General features: G+C 70.5%; 11 protein-coding genes and 1 pseudogene. 2 read left to right on the top strand and 10 right to left on the bottom strand.

Going from position 1 to position 12,268, the window contains the following annotated elements; genetic code table 11:
- Window positions 1-21 precede the first annotated feature (21 nt).
- The 5 genes from ACIA6A_RS11975 to ACIA6A_RS11955 form a co-directional block, all read right to left on the bottom strand.
- A complete protein-coding gene (locus ACIA6A_RS11975) occupies window positions 22-567 on the bottom strand; it encodes a hypothetical protein (protein WP_396097497.1) in 546 nt (181 codons plus the stop codon).
- A gap of 38 nt (window positions 568-605) precedes the next feature.
- Window positions 606-1,265: a rhomboid family intramembrane serine protease gene (locus tag ACIA6A_RS11970; protein WP_396097496.1), complete on the bottom strand. Its 660-nt coding sequence runs from the start codon at window positions 1,263-1,265 to the stop codon at window positions 606-608.
- Window positions 1,266-1,303: 38 nt separating this feature from the next.
- On the bottom strand, window positions 1,304-2,077 hold the full coding sequence (locus tag ACIA6A_RS11965; protein WP_396097495.1) for a S1 family peptidase: 774 nt from the start codon (window positions 2,075-2,077) through the stop codon (window positions 1,304-1,306).
- A 93-nt stretch (window positions 2,078-2,170) separates the two neighbouring features.
- Entirely contained in the window at window positions 2,171-2,908 is a 738-nt protein-coding gene (locus tag ACIA6A_RS11960; protein WP_396097494.1) for a lytic transglycosylase domain-containing protein, read from the bottom strand.
- Between the two features lie 386 nt (window positions 2,909-3,294).
- The gene (locus ACIA6A_RS11955) at window positions 3,295-4,707 is read right to left on the bottom strand and encodes a PhoH family protein (protein WP_396097493.1); all 1,413 of its coding nucleotides are present in this window, start codon (window positions 4,705-4,707) and stop codon (window positions 3,295-3,297) included.
- 259 nt (window positions 4,708-4,966) lie between these two features.
- Between ACIA6A_RS11955 and otsB the strand changes: the two genes are divergently transcribed.
- Complete coding sequence (otsB, locus tag ACIA6A_RS11950) at window positions 4,967-5,788, top strand: trehalose-phosphatase (RefSeq protein WP_396097492.1); 822 nt, start codon at window positions 4,967-4,969, stop codon at window positions 5,786-5,788.
- Here otsB and ACIA6A_RS11945 read toward each other — a convergent pair.
- A complete protein-coding gene (locus tag ACIA6A_RS11945; RefSeq protein ID WP_396097491.1) occupies window positions 5,748-6,608 on the bottom strand; it encodes a LysR family transcriptional regulator in 861 nt (286 codons plus the stop codon). The two genes, otsB and ACIA6A_RS11945, sit on opposite strands and share 41 nt — an antisense overlap.
- Before the next feature lie 68 nt (window positions 6,609-6,676).
- Between ACIA6A_RS11945 and ACIA6A_RS11940 the strand changes: the two are divergent.
- Window positions 6,677-7,465: pseudogene (locus ACIA6A_RS11940) on the top strand (EamA family transporter); the annotation flags it as partial.
- A 28-nt stretch (window positions 7,466-7,493) separates the two neighbouring features.
- On the opposite strand, the gene ACIA6A_RS11935 reads toward ACIA6A_RS11940, so the two are convergent.
- From ACIA6A_RS11935 to ACIA6A_RS11920, 4 genes are read right to left on the bottom strand one after another with little or no spacing between them, the layout of a single operon-like run.
- Complete coding sequence (locus ACIA6A_RS11935; RefSeq protein ID WP_396097490.1) at window positions 7,494-8,264, bottom strand: isoprenyl transferase; 771 nt, start codon at window positions 8,262-8,264, stop codon at window positions 7,494-7,496.
- Window positions 8,265-8,296: 32 nt separating this feature from the next.
- A complete protein-coding gene (locus tag ACIA6A_RS11930) occupies window positions 8,297-9,427 on the bottom strand; it encodes an NAD(P)/FAD-dependent oxidoreductase (protein ID WP_396097489.1) in 1,131 nt (376 codons plus the stop codon).
- Between the two features lie 54 nt (window positions 9,428-9,481).
- Window positions 9,482-10,306: a hypothetical protein gene (locus tag ACIA6A_RS11925; protein WP_396097488.1), complete on the bottom strand. Its 825-nt coding sequence runs from the start codon at window positions 10,304-10,306 to the stop codon at window positions 9,482-9,484.
- A 57-nt stretch (window positions 10,307-10,363) separates the two neighbouring features.
- On the bottom strand, window positions 10,364-12,187 hold the full coding sequence (locus ACIA6A_RS11920) for a phosphoenolpyruvate carboxykinase (GTP) (RefSeq protein WP_396097487.1): 1,824 nt from the start codon (window positions 12,185-12,187) through the stop codon (window positions 10,364-10,366).
- Window positions 12,188-12,268 lie beyond the last annotated feature (81 nt).

Here is a 12,268-nt window from a genome sequence, read left to right as displayed (position 1 = left end):
GCTCCGCGACCCGCACCACCCTCACCCGGCCGGCGGTGGCGATCGCCGTGCCGTCCCCCACACGACGGAGTCGGCAGCCGCGGGATCGGTGAAAACCAGGACGGACTCGTCCAGGCGGGCAAACGTCAGACGGCCGTCCATCTGCTCATACACCTCGCCGGCCAGCATCAGCAGCGGACGCCCCCGAACCCGCAGCAGAACCTCGGCCAGCTGGTCCTCATCCTCCGTGACCACGACATCGTCGATGGCCCCGGTGGGCAGCTCCGGCAGCTCCCGCCACCGGAAAATGCCCTCCCAGCGCGCCCGGTCACGGCCGGACGCCGGGCGCGGCCACAGACCCCACGCGTTGTCATCCTGGTAGGTGCCGACATCCAGCGAGCTGCCGTCGGCGAACCGGGCGCTCAGGGAGAGCAGCTGCAGAAACGGCACCGAGGGATCCTCGAACTGCGGACGCCCGCCGACATCCTCCCGCAGGGCCATCTCGACACCGGTCCATGCCTCGACCCGCCGGCCGCGCAGATCGCCGAACTCCCGGACTCTCTCCGCCAACCACTCGACGCGCCCCATGGCCCAGTATCTCCCGCCCGGAACGGCGACCGGGTGGGTCAGAGGTCGGTGAGGGTGGGGTTGGGGTCGTAGAGAGCGGGTACCGGGCGCACGCGTTTGCGGCGGAACGCGATGGCCGCGATCACGCCGCCGAGGAGGCCGAGGAGGTGGCCCTGCCAGGAGATGGCCTCGTTGGTGGGGAGGATGTTGTAGATCTGGTACCAGTAGAGGAGGCCGATGAAGCCGGCCACTCCCAGGTTCCACCAGCTGCGTTCGACGAAGCCCCGGGCGAAGAGCAGGCCGAGGTAGCCGAAGACCACGCCGCTGGCACCGACGACGACGCTGTTCGGGTCGCCGACGATCCAGACCCCGATGCCGCTGACCAGGATGATGACCAGGGTCGAGCAGAGGAAGCGGCGGGTTCCGCCGGCCAGGGCGAACGTGCCGACCAGGATGAGCGGGACGCTGTTGCCGTACAGATGGTCCCAGCCGGCGTGCAGGAACGGGCTGAAGATGATGCCGTCGAGCCCGTCCATCCGGTGCGGGATGATGCCGCCCGCCAGGTCGAGGGTGCCGGCGCCGAGGCCGATGTCGATCGCCTCGATGAGGAAGAGCACGGGGATGACCGCGCACATGGCCACGAAGGCCCGGCCGATGGCGGCGAAGAAGGCCTCCGTGCCGAACTTGCTCGCGTCGCCGGCTGACCCCAGGTAACTCATCCTCCGATGGTTACCGATCGTGGCCGCATCGCCAAACCTCAGCTCAGCTTTCGGGTCGCCGCCTTGATGTCCGCGCGGAACGCCGAGACCTGGGTGTAGACGCCGGGGTACTCCTTGCGGGCGCAGCCGAGGCCCCAGCTGACAATGCCCACCTGGACCCATTTTCCGCCGCTCTTTCGGGCGAGCGGGCCGCCCGAGTCGCCCTGGCAGGTGTCGACGCCGGTGCTGCCGGCGCAGAGGGTCTCGTTCTGGACGACCTTGACCCCGACCTTTTTGTACGCCTTGGCGCACTGGACGTCGGGGATGGGGGCCACTGTCGCGTACCGGAGGCGTTTTTCCTGTTTGCTGGTGTTCTCGCTGGTCTGGCCCCAGCCGACGACGGTCAGCGGGCCCTTCTCGTCGGTGGCCCGGCCGAGGTCGAGGGTGGGCAGGTCGAGGGCGCGGTCGAGTTTGATCACGGCCCAGTCGTCGCCCTTGGTCTCGTCCTGGAAGCCCTCGGCCCGGATGACCTGGACCGAGCGGGCGGTCCTGGCGTCGGCGGACCTCAGGTCGGTGACGCCGGCGATGACACCGATGGTCTTGTCCTTGCCGGTGCCGGTGACGCAGTGCCCGGCGGTGAGCACGACCCGGGGTGCGGTCAGGACGCCGCCGCAGCCCATCGAGAGGCGCACCATCCAGGGGAACGTGCCGTCGGGTGCGCGGTCGCCGCCGACGACGTCGCGGACCGGCCGGGCCTGGTCCTGCGCGGACGCGGCGAGCTGGCCCACCACTGCGACGGACGCGACGATCCCGAGGACGACCAACGATGCCACTTTCCGGACCATACAGACATTCGACCACTAAAGCAGACAAAGAAGAGGGGTACGCGCCGAGCGCGTACCCCTCTGCCTGAAGTTACCCGGCGGTCAGTACCAGCCGACGCTCTGCGAGTGCGACCACGCACCGCAGGGGGTGTTGTAACGGCCCTCGATGTAGCCGATGCCCCACTTGATCTGGGTGGCCGCGTTGGTCTTCCAGTCGGAGGCGACGGAGGCCATCTTGCTGCCCGGCAGCGCCTGCGGGATGCCGTAGGCACCGGAACCGGTGTTGACGGCCTTCTCGTTCCAGCCGCTTTCTTTCTTCCACAGCTTGTTGAGGCAGGAGAACTCGCTGAGCCCGAAGCCGGCGGACAGGGTCAGGGCACACCCGGTGGCGCGGTTGCCGCTGAACTCGTCGCAGGAGGCCGGCACGTCGACGTCGGGGGTCGTGCTGCCCCCGGAGTCCGACTCGGAGGCGGCAGCGGCCTGCTCGGCGGCTTCCTTCTCCTCGGCTTCCTTCTTCTCGGCCTCAGCCTTCTCGATCGCCTTCGCCTCGACCGTGTGCGCCTTGGCGGCGGCGGCCCGGGCCTCGGTGGCGACCTTGGAGGCCGCGTCACCCTCAGCCTGGCGCTGGTAGGCCCGCGTCGACGCGTGCTGGCTGTGGCGCTCCTTGAGGAGCTGCATCTCGTCGATGGTGTTCGACTGGACGACGAGCTGCGGCAGCGCGTCCTGCTGCTGCGCCTGGACTTCACGGCCTTGACCGAGGTAGACCCCGCCGATGGTGCCCAGCACGAGCAGACCGACAGAGGCCGAACGGATTCCGACCCGGCTCAAGAGCCGATTCACGAAGTGTCCCTTCGTTGGGGGCAACGACGCGGAACGGATCCGCCGGCTTTCCCGCCCGGCGCCATCGCCTTCCGCAAGCATCGACGGCCGCTGCGGACCGCGCCGGCCGGCCCGCTGGACCGGTCGAACGTGGCCCGTGATCGATGTCCGATCGGCCGGGCCCCGCGATTGACGCTCGCCGACCACCATGGCTCACCGTGAAGGCGTTGTGAAATGACTACGCACACCTGTGAAATGAATCACGGTATGTTTAGGAAGTAATCGGGTCAAATCAGCATGATCACTGTCACCCGTACGGTATGCGGTGAGTCACCGTGAGTAATTTAACCCGGACACGCAGTGAGGCGGGGTCCCGGTCGGGACCCCGCCTCCGTGATGACTCAGCGTCAGAGCGGGATCTCCTCCAGCAGATCGGTGACGACCTCGGCGATGGGCGAGCGCTCGGACCTCGTGAGAGTGACATGGGCGAAGATCGGGTGGCCCTTGAGCGCCTCGATCACCGCCGTCACGCCGTCGTGCCGGCCCACCCGCAGGTTGTCGCGCTGGGCCACGTCGTGGGTGAGGACCACCCGCGAGCCCTGGCCGATCCGGGACAGCACGGTCAGCAGCACGTTGCGTTCCAGCGACTGGGCCTCGTCCACGATCACGAACGCGTCGTGCAGGCTCCGGCCGCGGATGTGGGTCAGCGGCAGGACCTCCAGCATCCCGCGGGCCATGACCTCCTCCACGACGTCGGCGTGCGCCACCGCACCGAGGGTGTCGAAGACCGCCTGCGCCCAGGGCGACATCTTCTCCGACTCGCTGCCGGGCAGATAGCCGAGCTCCTGGCCGCCGACCGCGTACAGCGGCCGGAACACGATGACCTTCTTGTGGCGCTGGCGTTCCATCGTCGCCTCGAGACCGGCGCAGAGCGCGAGCGCCGACTTGCCGGTGCCCGCCCGGCCACCCAGCGACACGATCCCGATCGAATCGTCGGTCAGCAGGTCCAGCGCGATCCGCTGCTCCGCCGACCGGCCGCGCAGGCCGAACGCCTCGCGGTCACCGCGTACCAGCTTCACCGTCTTGTCGGGGTTGACCCGGCCCAGGGCCGAGCCGCGGGGCGAGTGGATGATCAGGCCGGTGTGCACGGGCAGCGGCTCGGCCTCCTCCAACTCCAGCTCGTCGCCGTTGTAGAGGCTGCTGACCGCGTCCTCGTCGAGCTGGAGGTCGGCCATGCCGGTCCAGGTCGGGTCGCTGGCCTGGCCGTGCATGTATTCGTCCGCGGTCAGGCCCACCGCCGCTGCCTTCACGCGCAGCGGCATGTCCTTGCTGACCAGCGTGACGTCACGGCCCTCCGCGGCGAGCCCGAGGGCCACCGAGAGGATCCGGGTGTCGTTCGCGTCGTTGCGGAAACCCTGCGGGAGCACGCTCTGATCGGCGTGGTTGAGCTCCACCCGCAGCGTGCCGCCCTCGTCGTTGCAGAGCACCGGCTGATCCAGCCGGCCGTGCTTGATCCGCAGCTCGTCGAGCATCCGCAGCGACTGCCGGGCGAACCAGCCCAGTTCCGGATGGTTGCGTTTGCCCTCGAGTTCGGAGATCACCACGAGCGGCACGATGACCTCGTGATCGGTGAACCGGCGGAAGGCCGCCGGGTCGGACAGCAGGACCGAGGTATCCAGCACAAAGACCCGGCCGGCTGGAGCGGGCTCCGCGTCGGCATGCCGGTCCCGGGACGAACGGCGCCCCGGGGTGGTGCGGCTGGAGTCTTTGGCGGCCGGGGTCTTCTGCAAATCCCCGGCGTCATTACGGCGAGATGTCACAGGCCTGCTCCAGCGGGCGTGCAACCCGGCCGCCCGCGGTCCGCCACGTCCGGCGCCCGGCCCTGACACGGGACCGGGATGCGGGCCCCGTGGCGCACTTCGTCGCAGATCCAGGACAGCCGTACGACCCGGGAAAACCCCGTGTCATGCCAAGAACGCTAGCGGTCAACTTCCAACTCCGGTAGTACCACTGTGTTACCTCGATTACGGGCCGTTCCGACCGGATGCATTGGGCCGAACGGCGGGTACGCTGGGATTCGTGCCTGAGACCTCGCGCCCCGCGCATCCCCTGAGCGTTGCAGAGGCTTTGCGCTTCACCGCCACGCGCGCCCACGAGACAACGTTCTTCTTCGATTTCGACGGCGTTCTCTCGCCCGTCACCGACGATCCCGACGCCTCCCAGGCGGTGCCCTCCGTGCTGGGTGTGCTCGAGCAGCTGGCCACCCGGCTGCAACGGGTGGCGATCGTGTCGGCCCGGCCGGTCAGCTTCCTGCGCTCGCGTTTCGGGTCGCTGGAGCACGTCGACCTCTTCGGGCTCTACGGCCTCGAGGTGTGGCACGACGGCGACGTCGTGACCGAGCCCGCGGCGCTGCCGTGGGTGCCCGCGATGGCCGAGCTCGCCGACCGCGCCCGCGCTGAGCTGCCCGACGACATCCTCATCGAGTACAAGCGACTGTCGGTTGCCCTGCATTACCGCACCGCGCCGCAGCACGCCCAGGAGGTCGAGCGCTGGGGCCACGAGCAGGCCGAACGCATCGGCCTGCGGATCCAGGGCGGCCGCATGGTGATCGAGCTGAAGCCCCCGGTCGATCAGGACAAGGGCATGGTGATCAGCGACGGCGTGCTGCAGGCCGGCTGTGCCTGGTATTTCGGCGACGACATGTCCGACATCAAGGCGTTCGACGCGCTGCGCGCCCGCGAGGCGGTCGACCCCAACTTCTTCGGCGTGGCCGTCGCGGTGGCCAACCCGGAGACCGGCGACGAGGTCTCCAGTGCGGCCGACCTCACGCTGGATTCCCCGGAGGACGTCGCCCGTTTCCTCAGCGACGCGCTGCCCATCCTTGCGAACGGGCGAGGCTGAGCAATTCCTCGAGGTGCTCCGGCGGGTCGTCGCGCCACCAGGCGAGACGCACCGAGATCGGTGGCGCGTGCCGTAAAGCCCGGTAGGCGACTCCCGGGCGGGGGTACTGATTCGCGGTCGCCTCGGCGGTGATGCCGACCGCCTGGCCGGCCGCGATCAGCGTCAGCCACTCGTCGACCGTCGGGGTGTCCCGGATCGCGCGCGGCTGCGCGCCGGCACCGAACAGGTCCAGCGTGGTCGTGCCGGTCCGCTGGTCGATCGCCACCGTGTACCGCGCGAGGTCGTCGACGGTCAGGGTGCGCCGCCGGGCCAGCGCGCTGTCGGTCGCCACCGCGGCGTACCGGGCCTCCAGTCCGATCTCGGCGGTCGCGAACCGCGGGTCGCCGAACGAGTGCCGGATCACCGCGACGTCCGCCGCACCCCCACCGAGCCCGGCTGTCACATCATTGACCTGTACGAACACCAGCGGCAGGCCCGGGTGTGCGGCGGCCCACTGCTTCTGCAGGCGGCGGGTGTGCCGGCCCAGCGCGGCCCAGGAGTATCCGACGCGGATCTCCCGGCGCTCGGCGACGATCCGGGCCAGGTGGCCGACCTCGTCGAGGATCCGGCGGGCCTGCGCCGCCACCTTCACCCCGGCCGGGCTGAGTTCCACGTGCCGGGTCGTGCGCCGCACCAGCCGCACGCCGAGCTCCTTCTCCAGCGCCGCGACCGCCCGGGAGACCGAGGCCTGGGAGACCCCCAGCCGACCCGCGGCGTCGGTGAACGTCCCCGCGTCCACCACCGCCACCAGCGCGCGGAGCTGCCCCAGCCGTACATCCATACGCTGAGCGTATAAGTCCGGCGCCGTGCGTATTTCTCCTCCGCCCGAACCGGGACGAAGCTCGGGACATGAGATCTGAGCGGGTCACCGGCATCGCCACCATGGTCGGCAGCGCGGCCGCCAACCAGGCCGGCGCCGCCGCGGGCGCCCACGCGTTCGCCGCCGTCGGGCCGGCCGGGGTGGTCGCCGTGCGGCAACTGGTCGCCGCCGCGGTGCTGCTGCCGATCGCGCGCCCCGACCCGCGCCGGTTCACCTGGCCGCAGTGGTGGCCGACGCTGCTGCTCGCGGGCGTGTTCGCGGTGATGAACCTGAGCTTGTACACGGCCATCGACCGGATCGGGCTCGGGCTGGCCGTCACGCTGGAAGTGCTCGGGCCGCTCGCCGTGGCGCTGCTCGGATCGCGTACCCGGATCGATCTGCTCTGTGCCGTCGCCGCCGGGACCGGGGTGTACGTCCTCGTGCTGCCGGGGCCGTCCAGCGACTACGCCGGGATCGGGTGCGGGCTGATCGCGGCGAGCTGCTGGGCCGCGTACATCCTGCTCAACCGCGTGATCGGCGCCCGGCTACCGGGTCTGCAGGGGCTGGCGGTGGCGACGACGGTGTCCGCGCTGGGATATCTGCCGGTGGCGGTGACGATGCTGGTCCAGGGCCGGTTCACGACCGCCGCGCTGGGCTGGGCGGCGATCGCCGGGGTGCTCAGCGCCGTCCCGTACGCGGGGGACCTGATCGCCTTGCGCACTGTCCCGCCGCAGGTCTTCGGCATGTTCATGAGCGTGCACCCGGTGCTCGCCGCACTGTCCGGGATGTTGTTCCTCGATCAGGCGCTGCACGGCCACGAGTGGGCCGGCATCGCGATGGTGATCAGCGTGCTCGGCGTCAGCAACCTCAGGCGCCGTAGCGGCGCTGCCGGCTCGCATACGACCGCAGCGCCCGCAGGAAGTCCGTCCGGCGGAAATCCGGCCAGTTCGCGTCGTGGAAGTAGAACTCCGAGTGCGCCGACTGCCACAGCAGGAAGCCCGACAGCCGCTGCTCACCGCTAGTGCGGATGACCAGGTCCGGATCGGGCTGACCACGGGTGTACAGGTGTTCGGCGATGTGCTCGACGTCGAGGATCTCGGCGAGCTCCTCCAGCGAACGACCGGCCGCGGCCTGCTCGTGCAGCAGTGACCGGACCGCGTCGGTGATCTCGCGCCGGCCGCCGTAGCCGACCGCGAGGTTGACCTCGACGCCCACCGTGCGGTCGCGGGTCTTCTCCTGCGCGGCCTTGAGCACGGTCGCGGTGTGCGCGGGCAGCACGTCGAGCGCGCCGACGATGCGCAGCCGCCAGGGGTTGCCCTCCTCGGCCAGCTCGGTCGCCAGATCCTCGATGATCGCGAGGAGCGGGTCGAGCTGCGCCGCCGGGCGCTGCAGGTTGTCGGTGGCCAGCAGATAGAGCGTGACGTGCTTGATGCCGGCCTGGTCGCACCAGCCGAGCAGCTCCTTGATCCGGAGCGCGCCGACCCGGTGACCGTCGTTGGGGTCGACAAAACCCATCTCGCGGGCCCAGCGCCGGTTGCCGTCGCACATGACGCCGACATGCTGGGGCACCGGCTTGCCGACCAGTTTGCCGGCGAGTCGCCGCTCGTACAGGGAGTAGACCAGGGACCGCGCACTCATCGGGACCCAGCCTAACCATCATGCGCGGGGGCTCAACAGGGCGGATGGGGGAAATGGAGCAACTCGGCCGCGATCAGGCCGATCGTCCGATGATCCAGAACCCCGGCACCGAGGCCGAGATCCACCATCCGGTGGAAAACCCGGCCGTCCCGCCGGGCCGCGCGGACCGCCGCGTCGACTACCCGCGACTGACGGCTGAGCAGGGCGACCACCCCGGAATGCCGCAGATGCCGGCCGAGCCGGTCGTGCAGGGCGCGGGAGTAACGCCCGGCGGCGCCGTCGGGTCCGGCCGCCGCGGCTGCCCCGGCCAGGGCACCCGAGAGCACCGCGTAGTAAATGCCCTCCCCGGTGAACGGGTTGATCAACGACAGGGCGTCACCGGCGAGCAGCACCGGGCCGCGCCCCGGCGGCGGGCGCCGGGTGGACAACGGCAGGTGGTGGGCGCGCAGGCCGGCCGGTTCGGCGCCGGGCAGCATCGCGGCGAGGCGTTCCCTCAGGTACGGCCGGCTGAGCGCGGTCCCCTGCAGCACCTCCCCGTACCCGATGTTGGCGGTGCCGTCGCCGAGCGGGAACGACCAGGCATAGGCCGGCCAGCGCCGGCTCGTGGTGCGGATGAGCTGCTCGTCGCCGATCGCCGGGCCGTATCCACGAATCGCGATCGCCAGATGCCCGGGCGGATTCACCGGGTGCCCGAGCGCCCGCCGCACCACCGACCCGGCACCGTCGGCGCCGATCACCACCCGGGCCCGGATCTCCCCGTCCAGGACGACGGCGCCGGGCTCGACCCGCAGCGTGCGTACGGTGTGCCGGAGCAGGGTGGCACCGGCGGCGACCGCGGCGTCGACCAGCCGGGCGTCGAAGATCATCCGGGGGATGGTGTGGGCGGGCCGGGGCAGCGGGCGGGCCACCTCGGTGCCGCGGGGCGCGACCAGCCGCAGCCGCTCGATCGGCGGACTGCCGTCGGCGACACCGGTGACGCCGAGGCTGTCGAGCACGTCGAACGCGTCGGCGGCGATGCCGTCCCCGCAGACCTTGTCACGCGGGAAATCAGCCCGGTCCAGCAGCAGCACGGACGCTCCGGCCCGGCACGCCGCGACCGCCGCCGTCGCCCCGGCCGGCCCCGCACCGACCACCGCGACGTCGTACCGCCGGCCGGCGGTCATGCCGGGCCGCGCTTCATGCCGGGCCGCGCTTCATGCCGGGGCCGGGGCCGCGCTTCATGCCGGGGCCGGGGAAGGGGTGGCCGTCATGCGGACGACGCGCCAGAGGGCGTAGCTGACCACCAGCGATGCTGCCAGCAGCGGGGCGCCGTCGCGGATCAGGCCGTCGGTGCCGAGCAGCAGGTAGCACAGCGGGAGATCGACGATCAGCACCGCGACGGTGACCCAGCCGAGCAGCCGCGGCGCCCAGATCTTGCCGCGCTGCAGGAAGAAGACGGCCGCCAGGACCGCGTAGCTGGCGGCGATCCCGCAGGCGAACCAGAAGACGACGGCCAGCAACCACTGCGGACGCGAGCGCAGCTCACCCACCGACACCAGGGCGGGCACCAGCATCAGCGGGCTGTAGGTGAACGACGCGACCCGGGCGGTGACGGCCCACGCGGCGAGCGGTGGCCGCTTGGGGGCCGCCTCGCGCCACTCCATGCCCTTGCTGGTGACCACGAGTTTGCTGGGATGGCGCACGAGGTGGTCGCGCAGGGCCGGGTGGCGGTAGAGCAGCACGACCACGGTCACACAGAGCGCGGTCAGCGCGACGAAGCCGATGATGCCCGGCAGCGGGGGCAGCCCGGCCCGGGGGATCACCAGGCGCCCGACCGCGAAGATCGTGGTGACGGCCAGGATCAGACCCAGCGGCCGGGACGCGGCCCGGCCGCGACGGACATGCCAGATCAAGATCAACCAGCCGAGGGTACGGAGCAGAGCCCACCCGGTACGGACGGCGAGCCCGAAACCGTGTTCCGGCGCGTAGAAGTAGTTGAGCAGCTCGACACCGGCCGTGGCGGCAGCCGTCGCGCCCAGGAGCCAGGTCAGAGCTTTAATCACCTTCGGGGGTTACCCAGGCCGCGCCCGCCTCGAACCGCATGAGGCGGGCGCGGGGCGTCATGCGGTGCCGAGTCTGGCCTTGAGCGCGTCCAACTCGGACCAGAGCACGGCCGGAAGCTTGTCGCCGAACTTCGCGAACCACTCCTCGACCTGCGGGATCTCCGCTAGCCACTCGTCCCGGCCGACCTCGAGGGCGGCCTCGACGTCGGACCGGTCGAGATCCAGGCCGCTCAGGTCGAGCGCGTCGGCCGTAGGAACGTACCCGATGGGGGTCTCGATGGCCTCTCCCCGGCCGTCCAGGCGCTCGGCGATCCATTTGAGCACCCGGGAATTCTCCCCGAAGCCGGGCCAGAGGAACCGGCCGTCGTCGCCGCGCCGGAACCAGTTGACGTAGAAGATCCTCGGCAGCTTCGCGGGGTCGCCCTTGCCCAGCTCGATCCAGTGGTTGAAGTAGTCACCGGCGTGGTAGCCGATGAACGGCAGCATCGCCATCGGATCACGGCGCACGACGCCGACCTGGCCGGTGGCCGCGGCGGTGGTCTCGGACGAGAGCGTCGCGCCGAAGTAGACGCCGTGCACCCAGTCCCGGGCCTCGGTCACCAGCGGCACGGTGGTCCGGCGCCGGCCGCCGAACAGGATCGCGTCGATGGGTACGCCCCGCGGGTCGTCGTATTCCGGGGCGAGAACCGGGCACTGGCTGATCGGGGTGCAGAACCTGCTGTTCGGATGGCTGGACGGGCCGGGGGAATCCGGGGTCCAGTCCTGCCCGCGCCAGTCGGTGAGGTGTGCGGGTGGTTCGCCCATCCCCTCCCACCACACGTCCCCGTCGTCGGTCAGTGCGACGTTGGTGAACACCGAATTACCCCGGGCGAGCGTACGCATCGCATTGGGGTTGGTGTGATCGTCGGTGCCCGGCGCGACGCCGAACAGGCCGTATTCGGGATTGGTCGCCCACAGCCGGCCGTCCTCGCCGAACCGCATCCAGGCGATGTCGTCGCCGACGGTCTCCACCGTCCAGCCGGGCAGCGTGGGCTGGAGCATGGCCAGGTTGGTCTTGCCGCAGGCGGAGGGGAACGCGCCGGCGAGGTAGCGGACCCGGCCCTCGGGCGAGGTCAGCTTCATGATCAGCATGTGCTCGGCCAGCCAGCCCTCGTCCCGGGCGGCCACGCTGGCGATCCGCAGCGCGAAACACTTCTTGCCGAGCAGCGAGTTGCCGCCGTACCCGGATCCGAACGACCAGATCTCGCGGGTCTCCGGGAAATGCGAGATGTATTTCGTCTCGTTGCACGGCCAGGCGACGTCCTTCTCGCCGTCCGCCAGCGGTGCGCCGACCGAATGCAGGGCGGGCACGAAATCGGCGTCGGCACCCATCGCGTCGAGCACCGGCGTGCCCATCCGGGTCATTATCCGCATCGAGGCGACGACATATTCGCTGTCGGTCAGCTCCACGCCGAACATCGGATTCGGGGCGTCGAGCGGGCCCATGCAGAACGGGACGACGTACATGGTGCGACCGCGCATGCAGCCCGCGTACAGCTCGGTCATCGTCGTTTTCATCTCGGCCGGATCGGTCCAGTTGTTGGTCGGTCCGGCGTCGGCCGGGTCGGCCGAGCAGATGAACGTGCGCTCCTCGACCCGGGCGACGTCCCCGGGGTCGGTGCGCGCCCAGAACGAGTTGGGGCGGCGTTGCGGGTCGAGCCGGACTAGTGATCCGGCGGCCACGAGGGCGTCGGTGAGACGGGTCCATTCGGCGTCGGAACCGTCGCACCAGACGATCCGGTCGGGTGTCGTGCGGGCGGCGGTCTCCTGGACCCACGCCAGCAGTCGGGCGTGGGTGGTCGGGGGTTTCGGCACGGTGAATCCCTTCGTCGCGGGAGTCACGTCAGCCTAGGCCCAATTCATTAGGCGAAACGAGTGGAGAACCGCACAATCTTCGGCCTATTTGCTCATTAACGATTGATC

Source organism: Actinoplanes sp. NPDC051494 (genome assembly GCF_044454705.1).
Classification (GTDB): Bacteria; Actinomycetota; Actinomycetes; order Mycobacteriales; family Micromonosporaceae; genus Actinoplanes.
Note: the sequence above shows the minus strand (reverse complement) of the source record. Positions and strands in the feature narration are given on the sequence as shown.